The sequence below is a fragment of the Pseudoalteromonas sp. MMG005 genome (assembly GCF_018101015.1).
In the GTDB taxonomy this organism is placed as follows: Bacteria; Pseudomonadota; Gammaproteobacteria; order Enterobacterales; family Alteromonadaceae; genus Pseudoalteromonas; species Pseudoalteromonas aurantia.
In genome coordinates this window covers 346,223-369,620 of record NZ_JAGJEK010000001.1, presented here as the reverse complement: position 1 = coordinate 369,620, position 23,398 = coordinate 346,223, and the positions used below count along the sequence as shown (strand labels likewise).

General features: G+C 42.1%; 24 protein-coding genes, 3 tRNA genes and 1 riboswitch. Of the genes, 24 read left to right on the top strand and 3 right to left on the bottom strand.

Annotated elements, in window-relative coordinates; translation table 11 throughout:
- Window positions 1-684 precede the first annotated feature (684 nt).
- The 8 genes from J8M01_RS01765 (at window position 685) to speD (ending at window position 8,489) form a co-directional block, all read left to right on the top strand.
- Window positions 685-1,266, top strand: coding sequence for an aminodeoxychorismate/anthranilate synthase component II (locus J8M01_RS01765; protein WP_211056796.1), 582 nt, complete (start codon window positions 685-687; stop codon window positions 1,264-1,266).
- Window positions 1,267-1,306: 40 nt separating this feature from the next.
- Complete coding sequence (locus J8M01_RS01760) at window positions 1,307-2,479, top strand: HDOD domain-containing protein (protein WP_211056795.1); 1,173 nt, start codon at window positions 1,307-1,309, stop codon at window positions 2,477-2,479.
- 314 nt (window positions 2,480-2,793) lie between these two features.
- Window positions 2,794-4,005, top strand: a complete 1,212-nt coding sequence (locus J8M01_RS01755) for an aspartate aminotransferase family protein (protein ID WP_211056794.1) — start codon at window positions 2,794-2,796, stop codon at window positions 4,003-4,005.
- Between the two features lie 72 nt (window positions 4,006-4,077).
- Window positions 4,078-5,094, top strand: coding sequence for an arginine N-succinyltransferase (gene astA, locus J8M01_RS01750; RefSeq protein ID WP_192508910.1), 1,017 nt, complete (start codon window positions 4,078-4,080; stop codon window positions 5,092-5,094).
- A gap of 16 nt (window positions 5,095-5,110) precedes the next feature.
- Window positions 5,111-6,583, top strand: coding sequence for a succinylglutamate-semialdehyde dehydrogenase (gene astD / locus J8M01_RS01745; RefSeq protein ID WP_211056793.1), 1,473 nt, complete (start codon window positions 5,111-5,113; stop codon window positions 6,581-6,583).
- A gap of 176 nt (window positions 6,584-6,759) precedes the next feature.
- Complete coding sequence (locus tag J8M01_RS01740; protein ID WP_192508979.1) at window positions 6,760-7,095, top strand: DUF3802 family protein; 336 nt, start codon at window positions 6,760-6,762, stop codon at window positions 7,093-7,095.
- Window positions 7,096-7,181: 86 nt separating this feature from the next.
- Window positions 7,182-7,595, top strand: a complete 414-nt coding sequence (locus J8M01_RS01735; RefSeq protein WP_211056792.1) for an OsmC family protein — start codon at window positions 7,182-7,184, stop codon at window positions 7,593-7,595.
- A gap of 84 nt (window positions 7,596-7,679) precedes the next feature.
- Window positions 7,680-8,489 carry an adenosylmethionine decarboxylase gene (gene speD / locus J8M01_RS01730; protein ID WP_192508907.1) on the top strand — a complete coding sequence of 270 codons (810 nt, stop codon included), beginning with the start codon at window positions 7,680-7,682 and terminating at the stop codon, window positions 8,487-8,489.
- Window positions 8,490-8,559: 70 nt separating this feature from the next.
- On the opposite strand, the gene J8M01_RS01725 is transcribed toward speD, so the two are convergent.
- Window positions 8,560-10,662, bottom strand: a complete 2,103-nt coding sequence (locus J8M01_RS01725) for a TonB-dependent receptor (RefSeq protein WP_211056791.1) — start codon at window positions 10,660-10,662, stop codon at window positions 8,560-8,562.
- Between the two features lie 100 nt (window positions 10,663-10,762).
- On the opposite strand from J8M01_RS01725, the gene J8M01_RS01720 reads away from it, so the two are divergent.
- The 8 genes from J8M01_RS01720 (at window position 10,763) to J8M01_RS01685 (ending at window position 18,363) form a co-directional block, all read left to right on the top strand.
- Window positions 10,763-11,152 (top strand): acyl-CoA thioesterase, encoded by a 390-nt coding sequence (locus tag J8M01_RS01720; protein WP_210995760.1) that lies wholly within the window; start codon window positions 10,763-10,765, stop codon window positions 11,150-11,152.
- Window positions 11,153-11,246: 94 nt separating this feature from the next.
- Entirely contained in the window at window positions 11,247-11,651 is a 405-nt protein-coding gene (locus J8M01_RS01715) for an META domain-containing protein (RefSeq protein WP_210995759.1), read from the top strand.
- A gap of 29 nt (window positions 11,652-11,680) precedes the next feature.
- A riboswitch (TPP riboswitch) is annotated at window positions 11,681-11,781 on the top strand.
- 135 nt (window positions 11,782-11,916) lie between these two features.
- Complete coding sequence (thiC, locus tag J8M01_RS01710; RefSeq protein ID WP_247670931.1) at window positions 11,917-13,869, top strand: phosphomethylpyrimidine synthase ThiC; 1,953 nt, start codon at window positions 11,917-11,919, stop codon at window positions 13,867-13,869.
- Between the two features lie 119 nt (window positions 13,870-13,988).
- Window positions 13,989-15,017, top strand: a complete 1,029-nt coding sequence (locus J8M01_RS01705; RefSeq protein WP_211056790.1) for an FAD-dependent oxidoreductase — start codon at window positions 13,989-13,991, stop codon at window positions 15,015-15,017.
- Window positions 15,014-15,208 carry a sulfur carrier protein ThiS gene (gene thiS / locus J8M01_RS01700; RefSeq protein ID WP_210995757.1) on the top strand — a complete coding sequence of 65 codons (195 nt, stop codon included), beginning with the start codon at window positions 15,014-15,016 and terminating at the stop codon, window positions 15,206-15,208. Before J8M01_RS01705 ends, thiS begins: the two co-directional genes overlap by 4 nt.
- A gap of 3 nt (window positions 15,209-15,211) precedes the next feature.
- Window positions 15,212-16,000, top strand: coding sequence for a thiazole synthase (locus tag J8M01_RS01695; RefSeq protein ID WP_211056789.1), 789 nt, complete (start codon window positions 15,212-15,214; stop codon window positions 15,998-16,000).
- 55 nt (window positions 16,001-16,055) lie between these two features.
- Window positions 16,056-17,576: a thiamine phosphate synthase gene (gene thiE, locus J8M01_RS01690; RefSeq protein ID WP_211056788.1), complete on the top strand. Its 1,521-nt coding sequence runs from the start codon at window positions 16,056-16,058 to the stop codon at window positions 17,574-17,576.
- Window positions 17,569-18,363 carry a HesA/MoeB/ThiF family protein gene (locus tag J8M01_RS01685; RefSeq protein ID WP_211056787.1) on the top strand — a complete coding sequence of 265 codons (795 nt, stop codon included), beginning with the start codon at window positions 17,569-17,571 and terminating at the stop codon, window positions 18,361-18,363. The genes thiE and J8M01_RS01685 overlap by 8 nt, the downstream gene beginning before the upstream one ends.
- A gap of 62 nt (window positions 18,364-18,425) precedes the next feature.
- Here J8M01_RS01685 and asd read toward each other — a convergent pair whose 3' ends face one another.
- Both asd and rsgA read right to left on the bottom strand, forming a co-directional pair.
- Window positions 18,426-19,289, bottom strand: coding sequence for an archaetidylserine decarboxylase (gene asd / locus J8M01_RS01680; RefSeq protein ID WP_211056786.1), 864 nt, complete (start codon window positions 19,287-19,289; stop codon window positions 18,426-18,428).
- 52 nt (window positions 19,290-19,341) lie between these two features.
- Complete coding sequence (gene rsgA, locus J8M01_RS01675) at window positions 19,342-20,400, bottom strand: small ribosomal subunit biogenesis GTPase RsgA (RefSeq protein WP_211056785.1); 1,059 nt, start codon at window positions 20,398-20,400, stop codon at window positions 19,342-19,344.
- 205 nt (window positions 20,401-20,605) lie between these two features.
- Here rsgA and orn point away from each other — a divergent pair, with 205 nt between their 5' ends.
- From orn to rplI, 8 genes are all read left to right on the top strand, one after another.
- Window positions 20,606-21,151: an oligoribonuclease gene (orn, locus tag J8M01_RS01670; RefSeq protein ID WP_192508896.1), complete on the top strand. Its 546-nt coding sequence runs from the start codon at window positions 20,606-20,608 to the stop codon at window positions 21,149-21,151.
- Window positions 21,152-21,254: 103 nt separating this feature from the next.
- Window positions 21,255-21,330, top strand: a tRNA-Gly gene (locus J8M01_RS01665).
- A 23-nt stretch (window positions 21,331-21,353) separates the two neighbouring features.
- A tRNA-Gly gene (locus J8M01_RS01660) sits at window positions 21,354-21,429 on the top strand.
- A 36-nt stretch (window positions 21,430-21,465) separates the two neighbouring features.
- Window positions 21,466-21,541, top strand: a tRNA-Gly gene (locus J8M01_RS01655).
- Between the two features lie 175 nt (window positions 21,542-21,716).
- Window positions 21,717-22,058: a 30S ribosomal protein S6 gene (gene rpsF / locus J8M01_RS01650; protein ID WP_138591187.1), complete on the top strand. Its 342-nt coding sequence runs from the start codon at window positions 21,717-21,719 to the stop codon at window positions 22,056-22,058.
- Between the two features lie 36 nt (window positions 22,059-22,094).
- Window positions 22,095-22,421 (top strand): primosomal replication protein N, encoded by a 327-nt coding sequence (gene priB / locus J8M01_RS01645; RefSeq protein ID WP_192508895.1) that lies wholly within the window; start codon window positions 22,095-22,097, stop codon window positions 22,419-22,421.
- A gap of 10 nt (window positions 22,422-22,431) precedes the next feature.
- The gene (gene rpsR, locus J8M01_RS01640; RefSeq protein WP_002962753.1) at window positions 22,432-22,659 is read left to right on the top strand and encodes a 30S ribosomal protein S18; all 228 of its coding nucleotides are present in this window, start codon (window positions 22,432-22,434) and stop codon (window positions 22,657-22,659) included.
- Between the two features lie 35 nt (window positions 22,660-22,694).
- A complete protein-coding gene (gene rplI / locus J8M01_RS01635) occupies window positions 22,695-23,147 on the top strand; it encodes a 50S ribosomal protein L9 (RefSeq protein ID WP_192508894.1) in 453 nt (150 codons plus the stop codon).
- Window positions 23,148-23,398: the final 251 nt, after the last annotated feature.

Below are 23,398 nucleotides of genomic sequence, written 5' to 3'. Positions count from 1 at the left end.
AACGCCATAAAATAAGTACTAATTATGCTTGTTGTAATTAAAAAGGCTAGCAAGAAAAACACGGCCCACTAAAGCAGTGAGCCGTTATAGCAATCTGGGGAGAAGCTATCAATACGGTGTATCCTCTTACGAGAGATACATCATCAACAGGATGTCCTACAGGATGAGGACGCGCGCACTTTATCAAATAGATTGTTAGAAATAAATGGTTTTAGCAAAAATTGGGCCAAATTGATATTTTATATACATTTCATTGTATATTTTAACTGTTTCTTTACTTGGTACTGGGCTGCAGAGCACGGGCTATAAGCCTTTTTACGTATCACCTTAACTTGTAAATTAAAGGTACTCAGTGTTTGAATGTGCATGGAAGATCGGTAGAGGCTTATAAAAAGTTGTTACATCCACAAGAATAATGCTTTAAAATACTGGTTCTTTAAACGCCTGTTATTTCAGATGGGTGAATATCAGATGGGTGAATAGTAGTACTTTCCAATGGTTACGTTTTATAAATATACAGTGAACTGGTGTTAGTTCGAATTACGATACTAACAAAAAGGTAGTCTGTTATTTACAAGGTATTGAAAACCTTTGATAGGGACTAATCATGAGTCATGTTTTCTTTTTCGTTTTGCTATCAGTGAGTATGTTAAAAATTATTTTAAATGAAAGAGTGATGATTGAATGCTGTTGATGATTGATAATTATGATTCATTTACTTACAACTTAGTACAGTATTTTCAGCGATTAAATCAAGACGTACTGGTTAAAAGAAATGATGAGCTAACACTCGCACAGATCCGAGCATTAAACCCAGAGCATATTGTACTTTCTCCTGGACCCTGTTCGCCTAACGAAGCCGGTATTTCATTATCAATAGTTGAACAGCTACAAGGAGTTTATCCTATTTTAGGGATATGCTTAGGCCATCAAAGTATTGCACAAGCGCTGGGGGCGAAAGTAATACGAGCGCGGCAGGTTATGCACGGTAAAACAAGCGTTATTCGACACAATAATGGCGGGGCATTTTTAGGACTGCCAGAGCGTTTTAGCGTATGTAGGTACCATTCTTTAGTTGTTGACAAGCATTCAATTCCCGATGCATTGAATATTACCGCTTGGACTGTCGATGAGCACCAGCAAATAGATGAAATTATGGGGCTATGCCACAATGAGTTAGCCTTAGAAGGCGTGCAATTTCACCCTGAAGCGGTTTTAACCGAGCAAGGTCTAGCATTACTTGATAACTTTCTCCGACGCTTCTAACCTATAACTGTATCATGCTAAAGGGCGAAAATACTTAGATATGGCTGAAAATACCAAGCAGATTAGGATAGCTCAAGCTTTGGCGGAACGAGCTCACGATTTACTCATAAGTCACAATTTTGCTCAGCAACAAATTGGGTACATTCATACGCTTGAAATAAACTATGGTGAGAAAATTGCGCAACGTACTATGCTGGAAGTTGAAATAGCCGCAGCCGCCAAACGACAGCAAACAAGTACTAGCCACCATAAGTATATTGCGAAAGCGAGTATTCACTTACATCAAATAATAGAGTCCTCAATAGAAACTCAATTAGAAGATCTGGATAACATTTATCACGAAGTAATAGGTATTCAAGACTCAGTGCCCACTATATTGGACTTGTTGGCAGTTAAGTCTGCATCAATTGGTCGCTTAGAGCCCTTAGTGAATGATTTACCTTGGTTGGGTCGTGATCTTGTCTCTTTAGTGAACTTACCGCAATATCGAAAACAAAACACAAAAGGGACATCTATCAAGGTGGATACCCCCGCCTTGGCTTTACGGTATTTAGGGCTCGAAAATTTGCAAATGGTGATCCCCACATTTGCTATGCGCCATTGGATGCCACATTCCACAGAGCCTTTTTCCTTACTAAAGCGTAAATTAAGAGATATGAGTATGTCGACAGCGATTGCTGCTAAAGAGTTGGCACCATTATATGGTGTTAAAGAGCAGCATGCTTTTACGCTTGGAATGTTAGTTGATGTGGGAAAAATAGCGTTGACCCGTTTGTATTTACATACATTTGAAAAGGTATGGCAAGATAAAGTTCAAATAGCCCGAGATAAGAGCCATAAGGATCTTCACACGGCATTGTTAGAATTAGGGCCAGATCCACTTTTTCTAAGACATTTATTGTTAGAGCGTTCTGCAACTTTGTCTCGTACTTTAGTAGAGAAAATGGCGTTTCGGTATTTGCCTTTTAATGCCGTAATGGAAGAGTTTAGCGCGGGCTATTTACCGACGGAGACTCAACATGTCACAGACCCTTTGCCATTGACTGAAGTGGTCAGGAAAGCACATGGTTACTCGCAATACTTATCATTAAAGGACAGTCAACTGATCGAACCAGACGAAGCGGAGGTGTGGTTTATGCATTTAGGATTGTCGCAAGACGAACAAAAAAAACTGGCAAAATGCGCGTTCCAAAGCCTTCAGCTGACAATTTAGTAGAAATTAGATAAATTTTTTTACGACTATTCATTCAAGTTGAGCTTTTACTCATTTTGAATGGCGACTTGATAGCTTATAGGATCTCCTTACTTTCCTGTAGATAGTTATTCACTCACTATGAAAATTTACCCCGATCCCTTGATTAGTAAGGGCTGTGAGTAAGTCTTATATGAGACTTTTGCTTATTTTTCTGGAATAATAACCGAATGAATTTTGCACCATGTGGTAATTTTTGTGCACTGAGTCTATAAAGGTTCTTGCTTTTTATTCCACATCATAACGTGCTGTACTCAACCAAATGAGGAAAATAAATGACTATTAATCGCGAACTATTCGATCAAGTAATGGTACCGAACTACGCACCTTCAGCTATTATTCCAGTGAAGGGTGAAGGCTCTCGAGTGTGGGATCAAGATGGACGAGAGTTTATTGATTTCGCAGGCGGTATTGCGGTGAATTGTTTAGGCCATTGTCATCCCGCTTTGGTTAGTGCGCTTAAAGAACAAGGCGAAAAGATTTGGCACTTATCGAATGTAATGACAAATGAACCGTCACTACGTTTAGCGAAAAAGTTAGTTGATGCCACATTTGCAGACAAAGTATATTTTGCCAACTCTGGTGCAGAAGCAAATGAAGCGGCATTAAAGTTAGCACGCCGTTTCGCGCTAGATAACTACGGCGAGCAAAAATCACAAATTATCTCATTTAATAAAGGCTTCCATGGCCGTACATTCTTCACTGTTACGGTGGGTGGTCAAGCGGCATATTCAGATGGTTTTGGTCCGAAGCCAGGCGATATTGCTCATTGCGACTACAATGATTTAGCTGCGTTTGAAGCACTTATTTCAGATAATACTTGTGCAGTTATGATGGAACCACTGCAAGGTGAAGGTGGTATTGTCTCTCCTGAAGCTGACTTTGTGAAAGGCGTACGCGAGTTATGTACTAAGCACAATGCGTTATTGATTTTCGATGAAGTTCAAACAGGTGTTGGCCGTACAGGTGATTTGTACGCATATCAAGGGTTAAATATTACGCCTGATATTTTAACAACGGCTAAAGCGCTAGGCGGTGGCTTTCCAATTGGTGCAATGATCACGACAACAGATATCGCAAAGCACCTTAAGATTGGTACGCATGGTTCAACATACGGTGGTAACCCACTAGCATGTGCTGTTGCAGAAGCCGCGTTTGACACGGTAAATACTGACGAGGTACTTACCGGAGTTAAGGCTAAAGAAGCGTTGTTCCGTGAGTTACTAACTGCAATTAATGATAAATATAGCGTATTCAGTGAAATTCGTGGTAAAGGTCTATTGTTAGGTGGTGTTGTTGCTGAGCAATACAAAGGTCGTGCTAAAGAGTTTTTAGTCGCTGCAACGCAAGAAGGTGTAATGTCGTTAGTTGCCGGTGCTGATGTGGTACGTTTCACACCATCACTTGTTATTCCTGAAGCGGATATTCGCGAAGGTATGGCGCGCTTTGAAAAAGCGGTAGCTAATGTTGTGGCTAACAACGCTTAATTCTTATTAGGGCCGAGCTTTCTTGGCCCTAATCTACCATCACGTGTTTTTATTTGAGGAGTAAGCGGGCTCATGATGATCCTTCGCCCAATCCAAAAAAGCGACTATCCAGCGCTTTTAAACATTGCTCATGAATCTGGGCATGGTTTTACTTCGTTACCGATTAACGAAGAGCTTTTACAAAACAAGATTGCACGCTCAGAAGCGTCTTTCAAAAAAGAAACAGATGTTCCGTTTGACGAAGGGTATTTGTTTGTACTTGAAGACAGTGAAACGGGTGAAGTTGTAGGGACTAGCGCAATTGAAGCTGCGGTTGGTCTTGATGATGCATTTTATCATTATCACTTGAGCAAAGTGATACACTCTTCGCGTACACTCGATGTTTATAAAGCAGTGGATATTCTTACGCTATGTAATGACTACACAGGTGCAACTGAACTGTGTACTTTGTTTCTCAAAGATGGTTATCGCAAAGGCTTGAATGGTAAATTACTGTCGAAATCACGCTTTATGTTTATTAAACAACACCAGCAACGTTTTGCAGATACCGTTATTGCAGAAATGCGTGGTGTATCAGACGACACAGGTCAGAGTCCATTTTGGCAGTGGCTAGAAGAGCATTTCTTCTCAATGGATTTTCCTACGGCAGATTACCTAACAGGTATTGGCCAAAAGGTCTTTATTGCTGAGTTAATGCCGAAGTACCCGATTTATGTTAATTTGCTCACAGAAGCAGCGCAAGACGTGATTGGAAAAGTACACGATAATACACGTCCTGCCATAGAGTTGTTGAAAAGTGAAGGTTTTACTTTTAATGGCTATGTCGATATTTTCGACGCGGGACCCACTGTAGAAGCGAAAGTAGACAATATTCGTACAGTTCGCGGGGCACAGAGTAAAACAGTGAAAATTGGTGATAACAGCGGTGGTTTCCCTGTGATGATTGCAAATGATAAACTTGTTGGGTATCGCGCGACAGTTGCAGATCTTCATTTTGATAGCAACAGCAATGAAGTTATCATTGGCAGTGAAATTGCGACGGCACTAAATATCGTGGATGGTGACTCGGTCAGCATCTCAACACTCTAATTTGTAGGGACTAATTATGACAACACATCCTGCTCAATTGATAAATGGCGAATGGGCTATAGGCCAAGGTACTGAATTTAATTCAGTTAATCCAGCGAATAATGACGTGATTTGGCGTGCAAATGCGGCATCTGCTGAACAAGTAGACTCAGCCGTTAACGCTGCTCGTCAGGCATTCTTTAGCTGGAGTGATTTGGAGTTCTCTGAGCGTTTAGCAATCGTTAAACGTTTTGCTGAAGTGCTAAAGGCCAATAGTGAAGAGCTTGCCATTGCGATTGCAAAAGAAACCGGTAAACCACTTTGGGAGACGCGTACTGAAGCGGGTGCTATGGTGGGGAAAATAGCAATTTCTGAAAAAGCGTATCAAGAAAGAACGGGGACAGTTGAAAATGCAATGCCGGTAGGGCGTGCGGTGATTCGCCATAAAGCACATGGGGTCGTAGCTGTATTTGGTCCTTATAACTTCCCAGGTCACTTACCAAATGGTCATATCGTGCCAGCTCTGTTGGCTGGTAATACGGTTATCTTCAAACCATCAGAATTAACGCCACAGGTTGCAGAGCTAACATTAAAGTATTGGGTAGAAGCAGGCTTGCCAGCAGGTGTGATTAACCTAGTACAAGGTGAAGTTGAAACCGGCAAAGCGTTAGCGTCTCATAAAGGGATTGATGGTTTGTTCTTTACTGGCTCTTCACGTACAGGTCATATTTTACATGAGCAGTACGCAGGTCAGCCGGGTAAGATTTTGGCGTTGGAAATGGGTGGGAATAACCCACTTATCGTTAAAGGTGCCACTGATACAAAAGCAGTGGTACATGACATTATTCAATCTGCATTTATCTCTAGTGGCCAACGCTGTACTTGTGCACGAAAGCTATTTTTACCAACAGGTGCTCAAGGCGATGAAATTCTGGCACACCTTATTCGCGCGACGAAAGCGATTAAAGTGGGTCACTTTGATGATGCCGAACAGCCGTTCATGGGATCAATGATCTCTTCACAAGCTGCTGCGGGTATGGTTGCTGCACAACAACAGCTCCTTGATTTGGGTGCTGAGGCTTTGATTGAGTTGACGCATACGGATGGAACTGGTTTTGTAACACCGGGTATTTTAGAGTGTTCAAACGTTGCTAATTTCCCTGATGATGAGCATTTTGGTCCATTATTGAAAGTGTTCCGTTTTGATGATTTCGATGCGGCAATTGAAAAAGCGAACGATACAAGCTTTGGTTTATCAGCAGGTCTATTGAGCGATAGCGAAGCCGATTATGACTATTTCTTACGCCGTATTCGAGCTGGTATTGTGAATTGGAACCGCCCAATTACTGGCGCGTCGAGTGCTGCGCCTTTCGGTGGGATTGGGGCATCGGGTAATCATAGAGCGAGTGCTTATTATGCCGCTGATTACTGCGCGTATCCAGTCGCTTCAGTGGAGCTTGAAAAAGTGACATTACCAGGCGCATTAAGTCCAGGTCTAAATATCGATTAAAGGTACTGGTAAGCTTGGTTCTCGGGATAAACTCCCGTATTATCCAAGTCTTTAGAATGATAAAAAGCAGCTCTGGCTGCTTTTTTCTATTTGTCGAGGCTACAAAAGTAGCAATAGGGTTTACTTTCTGCTTAAATCAATAGGAGATATCTTTGATACAATCAGGTGGGCAAAGTATGGTGTTAGATAAGCAAGGATATGACGAGTTAGTCATGTATTTAACGCAAAATTTAACCTTGTTTGAAAAGCCAGGTGAGATAAAGCCTGGTGCGCCAAAAGTGATGGAGTTAATCGAAGATGTGATAGCTGAAAATGTCATTCGCATTTGCGAACAACATACAGAGCTCACAACAGAACAACGTAGCTTGATTGTGCGTGAGGTCGATGGCATTGTATATGACTTACAAGAAGTGCTTTCAAGTGTGACAGATCAACATGTCACGGTAGAGCAAAACGCATTTATTGAAGAATTTGCTGGCTTGGTTAAGAACTTATTTGATTCAGCAGTTTAAGCTAAGTAGACACTGCGATAAAGGCAGTCAATGATTTTTATAACACCGCCTTAAGGCGGTGTTATAGTTTATAAAGAGGTAGTAGCATGCAAGCAAATGTAAAATGGGTAGAAGGCGACACGTTTATTGGTCGTTCAGAGTCAGGACATGCAGTAGTATTTGATACCGGTGCAGATGGCACAGCACCAAGCCCGATGGAAATGGTACTGATGTCTGCTGGTTGCTGCTCTTCTGTTGATGTGGTGAGTATTTTAAAAAAAGCAAAACAACAAATTGAAAACGTTGAAGTAAAACTTACCAGCGAACGCGCAGAGTCAGCACCTAGAGTATTCACCAAAATGAATCTACACTTTGTTGTGACTGGTACTGATGTGTCAGAAAAGCACTTAGCAAGAGCCGTTCAATTGTCAGCTGAAAAGTATTGTTCTGTGGCGTTAATGCTTGATAAATCAGTAGAAATTACGCATAGTCATGAAGTCGTAGCTGGTGGTGTAAAATAACCCTTTTTCATAGTCTAATTTTCGTATAAAATCCGCGAACTTTTCGTTCTGCATCGCAGATTTACAGTTTAAAGGTTGTCTATCGTGAACAAGCCCTTTGATAAAATTAAACTCCATGGCTTTAACAACTTAACTAAGAGTTTAAGCTTCAGTATTTACGATATTTGCTATGCTAAAACAGAGCAACAGCGTAAAGAGTATCTAGAATATATTGATGAGCAGTACAGTGCTGATCGACTAACGGATATTTTAAAAGACGTAGTGGATATTATTGGCGCTAATGTATTGAACATTGCGCGTCAAGATTACGATCCTCAAGGGGCAAGTGTGACGATATTAGTATCAGAAGAACCTGTTGAACAGCAGACTTTTGATAGTAATGAAACGCCAGGACCATTGCCTGAATCTGTGGTGGCGCATTTAGATAAAAGCCACATCTGTGTGCATACTTATCCTGAAGCGCACCCGAATGACGGCATATGTACTTTTAGAGCGGATATTGAAGTGTCAACCTGTGGTGTAATTTCGCCACTGAAAGCACTTAACTTCTTAATTCATTCGCTAGAGTCTGATGTGGTTACGATTGATTACCGTGTACGAGGCTTCACGAGAGATATTAGTGGAGTAAAGCATTACATTGATCATGCGATTCATTCGATTCAAAATTACATGAGCGAAGATACAAAAGAAGCCTATCAAATGTTAGATGTGAATGTGTATCAAGAGAACTTATTTCACACAAAAATGATGCTAAAAGAAACGGACCTTAATACGTACTTATTCGGTATTACGACAGATGATTTGAGTAGCGATGAGGAAGAAGAGATCCGCACGCGTTTGAATCGTGAAATTCAAGAAGTGTTTTATGGGCGTAATTTACCTGACGTCGAGTAAATACGGTTACTGGGTAATACAAAAAAGCGCTCGATGATTGAGCGCTTTTTTGTTAGATGAGCTGTCTAATTTATAATTGATAGCTCAATGTTAGTCCGGCAACTCGTGGTTCTCCATACTGCACAAAGGTTTCAGTGTCATAATCTTTTAATGCATTATTACCAAACCTAAACCCTCTCACAGGCACATCACGGTTTGCTAAATTACGCCCCCATGCTGTCAGTGTCCAGTTTTCGCCATAGTAACTAATACTTGCATTGATTAGGTTTTGGTTGTCCGATTGTGCGTTATGGCTATTTGAATAGTAATAATCATCTTTTCCTTCAATGCCAATTTGTGCTTCTAAGTTATCACTTAGGAAGTAGTTGGCCCGTATAGCATATTGATACCTTGGTGCTTGTGCTTGCTCTCGACCATCTTGGTTTATGCCGCTTTGAGTAATGAAGTCTTCAATTTTTGTATCTAGATAGCCGGCACTATAGGTAAAACTTAATCGGTCAGTATATTGAAAGTTGCCTTCTAATTCTAAGCCGTAGTTACGGCCCTTACTTGCGTTAGCTATATAGCCCGCAAACTGCTGATCTTGTACCTGGAAGACTTTTAGCTGCATATCTTCTCGGTGCATGTAGAATGCACTTAAACTTAGCGTGTGACGTTGATCTTGTGATTGTCCTTTTACGCCAAACTCGGCATTCCACAGATATTCAGGTGCAAACGTATGATTTTCGGTTGGTACACTTAGGCCTTCGTCATTCGCTTTAGCGAGAGCTTCGCCATTGATACCGCCTATTTTGTAACTGCGAGATAGGCTGGTGTAAATCATTGTGCGAGGTACAACTTGATACTCTAATGCGAGTTTTGTGCCCCACATGGTGTCGTCAGTTTTATCTATGATCTGATTGTTATCAAAGTAGTCCGTGCTGTATCGCTCAGCACGTACACCAGTGATGAGATCAAGGTTTTCTGCTAAGCGTGTTATTTTTTGTCCGTATAACGCGATTTGGCTGACACTATTATTAGAATTGAAGTCAGGGTCATTATAGGTGTACTCGCGTGTAAGCTCTACGTCACGACGCTGTGCGAACAACCCAGTTACCCAATCACTGCCTTTACCCGATAATCTGAATTCTAATGTACCGCGTTGATGATCGCGAGCGTAACTGTCTTTTGATTTATAGCTATATGGATGAAGGCCTGGTGCGCATAATACTGATTGTTTCGGGTCATTACATACCCAATCTTCGTCATAGCTATAGAGTGTATCAGCGTTTAAATGCGTGGTGGTCATGTCTAAATTAAACAGTTCGCTGCCGCTATATTTAGCACTAAGTGCGATGGCATTACTTTTTTGGTTATCTTTTCCTGGTTCATCGGCAACACTATTGCGACTGTTGTCTAAGGTAAAACCATCGTAGCCATTATCAATATCTATGTTATGTGCAGTAATGTGTGTTTCTAGTGTATTGCTCCACACGGTGTGTAGCTTTAATCGTGCTACTTGTTCATCTTGTTGATTAGTTGGTTTGTCTAGATAGAGCCCGTCTACGTATCCATCAGAACGTTTTTTAAAAAAGCTCACTCGGGCTGATGTATCTTCGGTAATGCCTGTGCCCGCAGCGATACCAGCTTCTTTGCCACTATAATTACTGATACCAAGCTTTAAATTAAGTGCATTACTTGATGTGGGGGCAGTTGACTGCATATCGATCATGCCAGCCATAGCATCAGCACCAAATCGAGTCCCTTGTGGTCCACGGTAAATCGCCACTTGTTCAACATCAAATAATAAGGCGCTACCGCCTAAGCCTGAATAATTAATACCATCAATTTGCATGCCTACACTTGGGTGGATTGGGTCAACAAATTGTGAACGTAAGCCGATGCCACGTATTTGGATAAAGCGGCCACGAGATGCTCCAGCGGTGAAATTAACATTTGCAGCACTGTTTAAAATTTCATCTAAGTATGAAGCGCCTCTGGTTTTATACGCTTGTTGGTCAAATACAGATGCACTGGCACTGAGTGTGAGTAAACTTTCTTTATGAAAATCTCCTATGACTTCAATTTGTTCAATGTTCTTGTCATCAGCGATAACAGAAGGTGAAATTAAGGGTAAAAGTGCAGCAGCAAGGCATGAGAGTTTTAGCTTTATCATATTTTTGAATGGTTCCATTTGAGTTGGCAACATTTTAGCAAAAGCAGGACAACTTAGAATCATTATCATCTAGAAATATGGTATAAAAACATTCAATTTTTGTTTTCAGGAAGTGTTTGTGCCTTTTTCAGTAGATTTTAAAGTAAGAGATTATGAATGTGACTTACAAGGGATAGTAAACAACAGTGTATATTTTAACTATTTAGAGCATGCAAGGCATGAATTTTTATTGTTTAAAGGGCTGGACTTTGTCGAGTTAGCAAAACGGAAAATTAACTTGGTAGTGATCCGATCTGAAGTCGATTATAAAAGTTCATTGAGGCCTGGAGATGCTTTTTTTGTCGAAGTCGAGGCTGTCAGAGTAAGCAAACTTAAATCGCAATTTATCCAGCGGCTAGTGAGAAAGGCAGATGCCAAAGTGATGTTAGATGCGGTGATTACATGGACATCAGTGAATGCTCGAGGAAAGCCGTACCTAGAGAAGGAAATTGAATGTGTTTTCAGTTGATTTTTGTTTTTTTTGTCCATAAAAAGTATGGTTTTCACAATTGAATATGAATAACAATGTATACTAGCTTTAATTCAGTTTTATTTGGTTTGCCATGAAAATCAGCATGTTTTTATGCGCGTTGGGCGCTTTTTTAGTTGGTTGTTCGTCAACAGGGAAGGTAAGCAATGAGCAACTAAAATATACACAATGGCAACTTACTCATATAGGTAAGGAAGTGATCTTAGACTCGGCTATTTCATTACAGTTTATAGAAGCAATGCAAGTGAACGGCTTTACTGGGTGTAATCGATTCTTTGGTGCTGGTCGCATAGAAAGTGAGCAATTGTTTGTAAGTAATATAGGGATGACTAGAAAGTTTTGCGAAGGGTCAATTAATGAAACGGAACAAATGCTGCTGAACATGCTGGAAATTGGTGTACCGACGAAAATAGAAAATGGAGATTTAATATTAAATGGTCAGCCACGCTTAAAATTTAAATCTATCGTTGCAGGTTAATCCGTTCTTAAGTAGACTCGTCTCTAATTCGTTACTTGTCGGAGTGCCCATTGGGCTGAGATCGCATTCGTGCGGGATCCGTGAACCTGATCAGGCTAACACCTGCGTAGGGAACAAGCTGCCTGTATTGCAAGCATAAAGTTTGTAGGCTGCCATAAATTATGACACTGTTGAAGTGACATAATTTAGATCTTCTGAGGGCCACCTCATCTCGCTCCTTTATTGGAGTTCTGACAAGACACCTTAAATAATAATGAGGCAAGTCATGTCAAATAATAGTAGCAAACCGTCCCGTCGTGAAACTCGAGCAGCAGCATCTGAGTATATTTATAACTTAACCGGACAACCTTTCCCCAGTTCTCATAAAGTATATGTTGATGGCAGCGCAGCTGGTGTACGTGTTGGTATGCGTGAAATCATTCAATCAGACAGCTTTGTAGGAGGGACAGAAGAAGATCCCATCTATGAGAAAAATGAACCTATTCGTGTTTATGATACATCGGGCCCGTATACCGACCCTGACTTTGAATTGAATGTTCGTGAAGGTCTTCCTAAATTTAGGCAAGCTTGGATTGATGCGCGTGAGGATACACAGTGGTTAGACTCTGTTACTTCTCAGTTTTCTCAACAGCGTATGGCTGATGAAGGACTTGATCACCTTCGTTTTGAGCATTTACCAAAAATCCGTTGCGCAAAGCCGGGTAAGAATGTCACGCAGATGTATTATGCACGCCAAGGTATTGTAACACCTGAAATGGAATACGTAGCAATACGCGAAAACATGGGCCGTGCGAAACTACGAGAAGAGATTTTGGCTGAGCAGCATAAGGGTAACTCTTTTGGTGCCTCTATTCCGGAATTTATTACTCCAGAGTTTGTCCGTGATGAAATTGCCCGCGGCCGTGCTATTTTACCTAACAACATCAACCACCCTGAGTCAGAACCCATGATTGTTGGCCGTAACTTTTTAGTAAAAGTTAATGCGAACATAGGTAATTCTTCGGTGACTTCATCAATTGAAGAAGAGGTAGAGAAGTTAGTTTGGTCTACCCGCTGGGGGGCAGATACCGTTATGGATCTATCGACTGGACGTTACATTCACGAAACTCGGGAATGGGTTGTACGCAACTCACCAGTACCAATTGGTACTGTACCTATTTACCAAGCGTTGGAAAAAGTGAATGGCGTTGCTGAAGATCTGACGTGGGAAATTTTCCGCGATACCTTAATAGAGCAAGCTGAGCAAGGCGTAGATTACTTCACTATTCATGCGGGTGTATTGTTACGTTATGTGCCAATGACGGCAAAGCGTGTGACTGGAATTGTATCGCGTGGTGGCTCAATTATGGCGAAGTGGTGTTTAGCGCACCATAAAGAAAACTTCTTATACACGCACTTTGAAGATATTTGTGAAATTATGCAGCAGTACGATGTGTGTTTCTCTTTAGGTGATGGCTTGCGTCCAGGTTCTATTGCTGATGCTAATGATGAAGCACAGTTTTCTGAACTACGTACGTTGGGTGAGCTCACTAAGTTGGCTTGGAAACATGACGTACAGGTGTTCATTGAAGGGCCTGGTCATGTGCCAATGCACATGATAGAAGAGAATATGAAGGAGCAGTTAGAGCATTGTCATGAAGCCCCTTTTTATACCTTAGGTCCATTGACGACTGATATTGCCCCTGGCTATGACCATTTTACTTCAGGAATTGGTGCCGCACAAATCGCATGGTATGGCTGTGCGATGTTGTGTTATGTGACGCCAAAAGAGCACCTTGGCTTACCGAACAAAGAAGACGTAAAAGAAGGCTTGATCACTTATAAAATTGCAGCACATGCTGCTGATTTGGCCAAAGGTCACCCCGGCGCACAGGTACGTGATAATGCACTGTCAAAAGCGCGCTTTGAATTCCGCTGGCACGATCAGTTTAACCTAGGGTTAGACCCTGACCGAGCTCGCCAATACCATGATGAAACTTTGCCGCAAGAGTCCGGAAAAGTGGCACACTTCTGTTCTATGTGTGGGCCTAAGTTTTGCTCAATGAAAATCACTCAAGAAGTACGTGATTACGCAAAAGATTTAGAAGCCCGTGGTATTGATCCGAATAATGTAGGTGATGCCATTGAAATCAAAATGGTCGATGTGGAAGCTGAAATGAAAGCAAAGTCAGATGAATTTAAAAGCACGGGTTCTGAAATTTATCACAAAGCTGTCTAATACAATACGCTTGATCTGAGGGCGTTTTCCTCACTTTTATCTAATGGCAAGTTATATAGTGTGAAATACGTGATGTAACTTGTCTTGGGTACACCACTGTCACGTGTGAATAGGGCGTTATGATGGGCAAACCAAAAGTTGCGATTTTAGGGTTTGGGCTGGTAGGGCGTGTGGCTGCGCTAATGTTACATGAAAAGTGTCATGTTAGTGTCTACGAAGCCAGCGATGAACATGCCAGTAGTAGTGCTGGTGCATTAGCTGCTGCGATGTTGGCGCCATTGGCTGAGTCAGTCATTTGTGAAACTGATTTGGCAGAGCTAGGTCTTAAATCAATGGCAATGTGGCCAAGTTTGTTAGCGAAGTTACCTGAACCGGTATTTTTTCAGCAAATGGGCACATTAATCGTTGCTCATGCGCAAGATAAAGGCGATCTAAATAGCTTTTCCCAGCGTTTAAAACCCTTAAAAGGTCAGGAAGCACAAGTATTAAACAGCGCATATATTAATGAACTTGAGCCTGAATTGGCAGGGCGGTTTCATCAAGGATTGTATTTACCATGTGAAGGGCAACTAGATAACTTGGCATTTTATCGGGCTAGTTTTTCCTATTTGCAAAAGGAAGGCGTGCAATTTCAGTTTAATCGTCACATCACGCTCAGGACGGCTACAACCGAGTTTATGACTGTCGATGGCCAGTATTTTGATAGGATCATTGATTGTCGAGGACTTGGTGCACAAAATGAATCGGCAGATTTACGCGGTGTTAGAGGGGAGGTTGCACGAGTGCATGCACCAGAGGTTGAACTCAATCGACCTGTGAGATTAATGCATCCCCGCTATCCAATTTATATTGCGCCTAAGCCAAATAATGAGTTTGTGATAGGGGCAACTGAGATTGAATCGCAAGATAATGGCCCTATTACTGTACGTTCAACGCTAGAGTTGCTGTCAGCCGCCTATACCGTACACAGTGGCTTTTCTGAAGCACGAGTGATAGCTATTAATGCTGGTTTAAGGCCTGCGTTTAGTGATAATAGGCCGCGTGTTGAACACTGTGGGAATGTGATACGTATTAACGGGTTGTATCGTCATGGTTATTTACTTGCACCGGCTTTGGTGTCTGAAGCACTTAGTAAAGGGTTGTTATGAAAGTAGTTTTTAATGGCGAAACGACACAGTTGAACACGCCAAATTTACGTGAATTCATTTTGGCTAAAGGGGCGAAAGAACCTTTTGCCGTGGCGGTCAATGGCGAATTTGTGCCACGTAGCCACTGTGCTGAAATGGTGCTTAAAGCAGGGGATAGCATTGATTTACTGTCCCCTATTCAAGGCGGATAGATTATGCGTGAGAACATCCCGTTAACTATTTATGGAGAGACATTCTCTAATCGTTTGCTGATAGGCTCTGCGCTGTATCCATCACCAAAAATTATGCAAGAATCAATTGTAGCGACCAGTTCGGAAATAGTGACTGTGTCATTGCGTCGACAAAATTCAGTGGCTGCTGGTGAGGATTTTTGGCAGTTAATTAAAGACACAGGATTGAAAGTACTGCCCAATACCGCGGGTTGTCACAGTGTAAAAGAAGTGGTAACGCTGGCAAAAATGTGTCGAGAAGTGTTTGTAACCGATTGGATAAAATTAGAACTGATTGGGGATGAATATAATCTGCAGCCAGATCCAATTGCCTTGTTAGAGGCTACTGAAATATTATTAAACGATGGGTTTAAAGTATTACCTTATTGCACCGATGATTTGGTCTTGTGTCAACGTTTAGCGGCATTAGGCTGTGAGGTGCTGATGCCTTGGGGAGCACCCATCGGCACAGGCAAAGGGTTACTGAATCCTTATAACCTAAAAACCATTCGAGAGCGCTTACCTGATATGACATTGATAGTCGATGCAGGTCTTGGTTTGCCCTCTCACGCTTGCCAAGCGTTAGAAATGGGGTACGATGCGGTGTTATTGAATTCTGCGATTGCAGGGGCTGGTTGCCCTGTTTCTATGGCGAGCGCTTTTTCTCACGCGGTCAGTGCAGGGCGTGCTGCTTACCTAGCACAAGCGATGCCGGAAAAAGAGGTTGCAGCCCCTTCAACGCCGACCATGGGTATGCCTTTTTGGCATCAATAATGATGACGTGAAGAACCATGATAGAAACGAATGAGAACAATTTTAAGGAGCCTTAATGGCGGATGTTGTATGGAGTATAGCTGGGTCTGATTCTGGCGGAGGCGCTGGTATTCAAGCTGATATTAAGGCAATGCAAAGTTTTAATGTGCATGCTTGTACTGTGATAACGGCGTTGACGGCACAAAATAGTTTAGGGGTTGAAGCGCTCAATGCTATGTCAACAGATGTCATTGAATCTCAGCTCCAAGCGCTTATTCACGATATGCCAGCCAAAGTGATTAAAATTGGCATGTTGGCAAACGTGCAGCAAATCCAGTTGGTTGCTGAACATTTGAGTCACTATAAACGAACATGGGCAGAGCCTCCGGTAATTGTGTATGACCCAGTTGCAATAGCAACCAGTGGGGATTTATTAACAGAAGAAGATACGGTGGATGCCCTGAAAACCCACCTGCTGCCTTTAGTTGACGTGATCACACCGAACACCCATGAAACACAGCTGCTCACTGGGGTATATTTAATTGGTCCTAGTGCTGTGAAAGAAGCCGCCCAGAAACTCCAAGCATTCGGTGCTAAGTCTGTTGTGATTAAAGGCGGACATTGGGACTTCCCTAAAGGGTACTGTGTCGATTTTGCTTTGTCAGATGAGCAAGAGGAGTATTGGTTGGGGAATGAAGCGGTTGTTACACCGCATACCCATGGTACTGGATGCAGTCTCGCGTCTGCTATTGCAGCCTGCTTGGCCAAAGGCTACCCACTTAAAGACGCGTTTATTTTGGGCAAAGCCTATATCAACAAGGGGCTGCATTTTGGTAGGCGCTATGGTGAAGGAATAGGGCCTGTGGCTCATACGTCTTTTCCAGAAGAATTACAGTATTTTCCGCAAGTAATAGAAGCTGGTAGCTGGCTAGGTGATGAACTTGAGTTGGAAACACCCTCTGAATTTAACTTTTCAGCGGGGTTTGCCAGTACGGGAGGGGAGTTAGGCTTATATGCTGTCGTTGATACGGTGGATTGGGTCGAAAAGTGTTTGGCTGCGGGTGTACCAACAGTACAGTTACGCGTTAAAGACGCTCAGTCGCCGACCTTAGAACAGGATATTGAAACGGCGATTGCCTTAGGCGAAAAATATCAAGGGCGTGTCTTTATTAATGATCATTGGCAGTTAGCTATTCAGCACGGCGCATATGGTGTGCATTTAGGTCAAGAGGACTTAGACAAAGCCAATTTAGCTGCCATTCAGGGCGCTGGGTTGTGTTTAGGTGTATCAACGCACGGCTTTTATGAAATGGTTCGTGCGCATAACTATAGGCCAAGCTATTTAGCGTTTGGCGCTATTTACCCGACAACGACTAAAGATATGACGGGCCAAATTCAAGGCTTAGAAAAGTTACAGCACTTTGTACCACTGATGCGTGATACATATCCAACGGTTGCGATTGGTGGGATAGATTTAACGCGTGCTACACAAGTTGCAGAGACTGGAGTGGGTAGTGTCGCTGTGGTAAGAGCAATTACTGAAGCAGATGACTATGAAACGGCTATCTCGCAATTACAAGTTATGATCAATGGTTGAACCTAGCAAAGGCGCACGCTCTTCTTTGAACGATGAACCTCTGGTATTAACAGAGAAAGAGCAGATCCGTTATAGCCGACATTTACTGCTCAGTGAAGTAGGGATGCAAGGGCAGTTAAAATTAAAAAATGCACATGTCTGTGTTGTCGGCTGTGGTGGGCTAGGGAGTCCTGCCCTACTGTATTTGGCCGCTGCGGGCATTGGTAAATTGACGTTTATTGATGACGATGAAGTGGATTTATCTAATTTACAGCGGCAAATTTTATACAAGATAAATCACTTAGGGCAGAGAAAAGCAAAAGCCGCGAGTAAAGTGTTGGCCAGTTTGAATAACCAAATTGATTTGCAGCCCGTTCATGTACGCATTGATAGGCATAATATCATGCAGCATTTAAGTTCAGCAGATATTGTGCTTGATTGTAGTGACAATTATCAAACTCGTTATTTGTTGAATCACTTTTGCCAAACACAAAAAGGCGTATTAATCTCGGGGGCGGCAATTGGGACGCATGGGCAAGTCATGTGTTTTGATTTTAGGCAACCATCGCCGTGCTACGCGTGTATATTTCCGCAAAGTGATGAGGAAGCAGCGCTTAATTGTGATAATTTTGGTGTATTAGGGCCATTGCTGGGTATGATAGGGTCGATGCAAGCGCTTTCTGCCGTGAATGTGTTGTTGGGACATGTTTCAGGTAGCAGTATGCGTCAAGTGGATGGGATGAGCCTCTCTGTACGAGAGTTTAAGCTGCATACGGATCCTGAGTGCCATCATTGTAGGCATATATAATCAGTGATAATACTAGAATACAAAAAAGCCTGCGTTATGCAGGCTTTTCGCTGAGGCCGAATTTACACTTTTTGCGCAAATGGCGTGCCCATACGAGTGGTTTTTTCAGGTAACTCACCTTCTAAGAAGTCAGCTTCATTTGCACCCCAAGCTAAAATAACCGTTGAACCTAATTTAAAGCGGCCCATTTCTTCACCTTTTTTCAAACGAACCGCATTTGTGCCGTTATCAGGGTAATCCCAGCTAAATACGTCTTTACCAGCTGGTGGCGTGACAGTTCCTGCCCAAATAGTTTCGATGCTGGCCACTATCGTAGCACCAACGAGCACCATCGCTAATGGGCCCATAGCTGTGTCAAAAATAGCCACAACGCGTTCATTTCGCGCAAATAAATTTGGCACATTTTGTGCGGTGAGTGGGTTAACCGAAAACAAGTCACCAGGTACGTAGATCATACGTTTTAAGGTGCCATCAACTGGCATGTGAATTCTGTGGTAATCTTTCGGTGCTAGGTAAATACAAGCAAATTTCCCCCCTAAGAAAGGCGAGACATCGTCTTCTTTCCCGCCCAGCAAGGTTTGCAGACTATAATCATGCCCTTTTGCTTGGATAATTTGTCCGTCAACCACGTCACCTAACTGGCTAATGGCACCGTCAACTGGGTGTGCAATGATATGCTCATCTTCTGCTAGTGGGCGGATCCCAGATTTTAAAGGTCGAGTAAAAAACTCATTGAAGGTTTTATAATGTGCCGGATTTTCATATAAAGCTTCACTCATATTAATTTTGTATTGCTTAATAAAAAGCTTTATTAATTGTGTAGTCAATGCACCTGCTTGTGCTGCTGCAAGTTTGCCTACAAGGCGTGATATCGCATGCTTAGGCATGGCGTATTGCATGGCAATTTTAAATTTATCCAAGTTCACTTTACGATTCCTACAAAATTTTTGCTGATTCTAACATACTTTCACTGCGTGATTATACGCGGGGAGCCCTTGCTCCGGCGCGGCCATCGGCCATAGATTCAAGTATGCGGTGGTAGCTATCAAAACGTAATTGACTGATCTGTCCTGCTGTAACTGCTTCAATTAACAAACAGCCTGGATCGTTTAAATGTTTACAATCTCTAAAGCGGCATCCGCCGATAAATTCTCTAAACTCTTTAAAACAAAAGGTTACGCGTTCAACGTCAAGGTGCCATAAGCCAAACTCTCGAATTCCTGGTGAGTCAATCAGGTTGCCGCCAGATGGAAGGTGATGTAAGCGAGAGACGGTAGTCGTATGTTGGCCTAGTCCACTGTTTTCAGAAACCTGTTTAGTTAGAATATCAGCGTTAGGTAGAACAGTATTTACTAAAGTCGACTTACCAACACCGGATTGGCCAACAAAAATGCTGTTTTTATCAACGAGCTGCTGCTTTAGTTCTTCAATACCTTGTTTCGACTTATTACTGACGAGTAAAACTTTGTACCCTAGATCTCGGTAAATATTGAGCACATCTTCGATGAGTTGCAACCCTTCCTCATCAAGCAAATCAATTTTATTGAGTACTAAAATGGGTTCAATACCCATATCTTCACACGCGACAAGGTATCGATCGATAATTTGTGGTGTAAACTCAGGCAGGACTGCAGAGACCATGAGTATTTGGTCGATGTTTGCTGCGACAACTTTGATCCCATCGTAAAAGTCGGGGCGAGTGAGCTGGCTACGGCGTTCTTCTGTTGCTTCAATCACGCCAGCTAAATCACCTTCACTGACTTTTGCGCGGCGGAATATCACTTCGTCGCCGCACACTAAGTTCGAGACTGTACGGCGAATATTACAACGCAATACTTCCCCGTTAATAGTTTCAATATCGGCATGTTGACCAAAACGGCTAAGTACCACTGCATTTTCAGTCGGGCCTAAGTTGTCGGCCTGCCATGCGGTCTCTGTTATGTCTGCTTTTTGCTGTTTAGCTTTGTGCAAACGTTTTTGATGGTTGGCACTGATCCGTCTGGATTGGCCTTTACTGAGTTTCTTTTGTTTTGCCATGTTCACTTTGATCTTTCGTTCAATAAAAGGAAATTTGTTTAAATTTGCCTATTAATGTACTGTTTGTTTTGTGAGCCGCATGTAATTGGTCTATAACTCAATTAAATGCCCCGCTTTTTAAAAAAAAGCTTTAGGTCAACTGATGAAGCTAATATGATATATGTTATTGCACTGGATCTAAAGGAAAGTACCGCTAAGGTAGTTTATGTCTTTGAATGAATCAAATTTGATTTGGCTTGATCTCGAAATGACGGGGTTAGAACCAAAAACAGATAAAATACTAGAAATAGCCACAGTAATCACTGATGGTGATTTAAATATATTGGCCGAAGGGCCAGTAATCGCCATTCATCAAAGTGATGAACTTCTTGATGGTATGGATGAGTGGTGTACTAATCAGCACGGCCGTTCAGGGTTAACTGCGCGTTGTAAAGCGAGTCAGTTTTCTGAAGAAGATGCGATTAAACAAACATTAGACTTTTTGAAAGCATGGGTGCCACCAGCGAAGTCACCTATGTGTGGGAACTCCATAGGCCAAGATCGTCGTTTTTTGAATAAATATATGCCAGAACTAGAGGCTTATTTCCATTACCGTAATTTGGATGTGAGTACGGTAAAAGAATTAGCAAGACGTTGGAAGCCTGAATTGTTGAAAGATGTGACCAAAAAAAGTTCACACCTTGCTTTGGATGACATCAAAGATTCTATTATGGAATTGAAGGTGTATCAGCAAAAATTCTTTAATCTGTAAAAAAACGCTTGCAAAGCTTTTTTTATCTTGTAGAATCCTGCCCCGCTTAAGACGAGAAGCCTAGTGGGGTTTTTCTTACCAATCTTAAGTTGTAAGTTTTAGTGCGGCACTAGCTCAGTTGGTAGAGCGCGACCTTGCCAAGGTCGAGGTCACGAGTTCGAGCCTCGTGTGCCGCTCCAAATTAAAATTTACTCATTGCGATGCGGCACTAGCTCAGTTGGTAGAGCGCGACCTTGCCAAGGTCGAGGTCACGAGTTCGAGCCTCGTGTGCCGCTCCAATTTCAAATTTTATCTGACTTTTTCAGATCTACGATGCGGCACTAGCTCAGTTGGTAGAGCGCGACCTTGCCAAGGTCGAGGTCACGAGTTCGAGCCTCGTGTGCCGCTCCAAACTTCCTTGCATTATTTTCTCTTTCTATAAATTGTTAATTTCCTAAAAAATCCTGTTGCGTATTTTTCAAACTACGCGTAAAATACGCGCTCATTTCGGCTATCATATTTAGTTCCTTGCCTTACCCCGACTGGCCGAAACGGGACAAGGCTATATTAACCGTAAGGAATATCCATGCGTCATTACGAAATCGTATTCATGGTTCACCCAGATCAAAGTGAGCAAGTACCTGGTATGATCGAGCGTTATACTGGTTCTATCACTGAAGCTGGTGGCACTATTCACCGTCTTGAAGACTGGGGCCGTCGTCAATTGGCATACCCAATCGAAAAGCTTCATAAAGCACACTATGTTCTTATGAACGTTGAAGCAACAACTGAAGTAATCAGCGAGCTTGAAACTTCTTTCCGCTACAACGATGCAGTACTTCGTAACTTAGTTATGCGTACTAAAACTGCTGTAACTGAAGCATCTCCTCTTGTAAGAGAAGAGAAAAAAGAAGCAGCTACTGCTTAATCGTTATTGACTCTGGATATTGACTGAGGGTTTGCGGTGCAACAACAGGCTGACCTGTATACAAATCAATATGTGCTTTCGGGCATGATTTGTAAAACACCCAAATTTAGTCAAAGTCCTGCTGGTATTCCACATTGCATTTTTGTTCTTGAACATAAATCAATGCAAGTTGAAGCAGAGCTTAACCGTAATAGTTATGTTCGACTTCAAGTGGTTGCAAGTGGGGAAACATTCCAGGATCAAACTCAGCATTTATACGTTGGGCAAGCAATACAGGTACGCGGTTTTTTAAACCGACACGAAAGCCGAAACGGTTTGAGTCAACTTGTATTACATGCACAACATATTGAAAGAATTAATTGAGGAATTACTCATGGCACGTTATTTCAGACGTCGTAAGTTCTGCCGTTTTAAAGCGGAAGGCGTACAACAAATCGATTATAAAGATCTAGCTACTCTTAGAAACTATGTAACAGAAAGTGGCAAAATCGTACCTAGCCGTATTACAGGTACAAGCGCTAAATACCAGCGCCAGCTAGCAACTGCTATCAAGCGTGCTCGCTACTTAGCCCTTCTTCCATACACTGACTTACATAAGTAAGCAGCTGATTAACAGTTTTTAAAAGGTGTAGAGACATGCAAGTTATTCTACTAGACAAGATCGCTAACCTAGGTGGCCTAGGTGACCAGGTTGCAGTTAAATCTGGCTTCGCACGTAACTTCTTATTCCCGAAAGGTAGAGCAGTTCCTGCGACTAAAGCAAATATCGAAACTTTCGAAGCACGTCGTGCTGAATTAGAAGCGAAAATCGCTGAAGGGTTAGTGGCTGCTCAAGCACGCGCTGACAAACTAGAAGCATTAGCAGAAGTTACTTTAGTATCTAAAGCTGGTGACGAAGGTAAGCTATTCGGTTCTATCGGTACTCGCGACATCGCTGAAGCGATTTCGGCTGTTGGTGTTGAAGTTGCTAAATCAGAAGTTCGTCTACCTCTTGGTACTATCCGTGAGACTGGCGAATTTGACGTTGCAATCGCAGTACACTCAGACGTAACCGCTACTATTAAAGTAATCGTTATTGCTGAAGCTTAATACTTATTAAGCAAAGCCGTGCACGCCTGTGTACGGCTTTTTAATGACTTCCCCTCTGAAAAATAAAAACAATTCATATTTTCAGTGTAAAAATCGGTTGATATAACAACAATAAGATTAATACACAGGATGTACATAACCAACCACCCAAGTTCATAAAGTCGTATTTTTTGTTCACGATGTTGATGTCTATTTGAACAAGAACTGATTTTTAAATAGTCGCTGTATGTGATAATTTGGTTAATAAATAA

Bases quoted from the DNA above. Each gene is read 5' to 3' on its own strand.
- J8M01_RS01765 (WP_211056796.1), top strand. From the start codon at position 685: ATGCTGTTGATGATTGATAATTATGATTCATTTACTTACAACTTAGTA.
- J8M01_RS01760 (WP_211056795.1), top strand. From the start codon at position 1,307: ATGGCTGAAAATACCAAGCAGATTAGGATAGCTCAAGCTTTGGCGGAA.
- J8M01_RS01755 (WP_211056794.1), top strand. From the start codon at position 2,794: ATGACTATTAATCGCGAACTATTCGATCAAGTAATGGTACCGAACTAC.
- astA (WP_192508910.1), top strand. From the start codon at position 4,078: ATGATGATCCTTCGCCCAATCCAAAAAAGCGACTATCCAGCGCTTTTA.
- astD (WP_211056793.1), top strand. From the start codon at position 5,111: ATGACAACACATCCTGCTCAATTGATAAATGGCGAATGGGCTATAGGC.
- J8M01_RS01740 (WP_192508979.1), top strand. From the start codon at position 6,760: ATGGTGTTAGATAAGCAAGGATATGACGAGTTAGTCATGTATTTAACG.
- J8M01_RS01735 (WP_211056792.1), top strand. From the start codon at position 7,182: ATGCAAGCAAATGTAAAATGGGTAGAAGGCGACACGTTTATTGGTCGT.
- J8M01_RS01725 (WP_211056791.1), bottom strand. From the start codon at position 10,662: ATGGAACCATTCAAAAATATGATAAAGCTAAAACTCTCATGCCTTGCT.
- J8M01_RS01715 (WP_210995759.1), top strand. From the start codon at position 11,247: ATGAAAATCAGCATGTTTTTATGCGCGTTGGGCGCTTTTTTAGTTGGT.
- thiC (WP_247670931.1), top strand. From the start codon at position 11,917: ATGTCAAATAATAGTAGCAAACCGTCCCGTCGTGAAACTCGAGCAGCA.
- J8M01_RS01705 (WP_211056790.1), top strand. From the start codon at position 13,989: ATGATGGGCAAACCAAAAGTTGCGATTTTAGGGTTTGGGCTGGTAGGG.
- thiS (WP_210995757.1), top strand. From the start codon at position 15,014: ATGAAAGTAGTTTTTAATGGCGAAACGACACAGTTGAACACGCCAAAT.
- J8M01_RS01695 (WP_211056789.1), top strand. From the start codon at position 15,212: ATGCGTGAGAACATCCCGTTAACTATTTATGGAGAGACATTCTCTAAT.
- thiE (WP_211056788.1), top strand. From the start codon at position 16,056: ATGGCGGATGTTGTATGGAGTATAGCTGGGTCTGATTCTGGCGGAGGC.
- J8M01_RS01685 (WP_211056787.1), top strand. From the start codon at position 17,569: ATGGTTGAACCTAGCAAAGGCGCACGCTCTTCTTTGAACGATGAACCT.
- rsgA (WP_211056785.1), bottom strand. From the start codon at position 20,400: ATGGCAAAACAAAAGAAACTCAGTAAAGGCCAATCCAGACGGATCAGT.
- orn (WP_192508896.1), top strand. From the start codon at position 20,606: ATGTCTTTGAATGAATCAAATTTGATTTGGCTTGATCTCGAAATGACG.
- rpsF (WP_138591187.1), top strand. From the start codon at position 21,717: ATGCGTCATTACGAAATCGTATTCATGGTTCACCCAGATCAAAGTGAG.
- rpsR (WP_002962753.1), top strand. From the start codon at position 22,432: ATGGCACGTTATTTCAGACGTCGTAAGTTCTGCCGTTTTAAAGCGGAA.
- rplI (WP_192508894.1), top strand. From the start codon at position 22,695: ATGCAAGTTATTCTACTAGACAAGATCGCTAACCTAGGTGGCCTAGGT.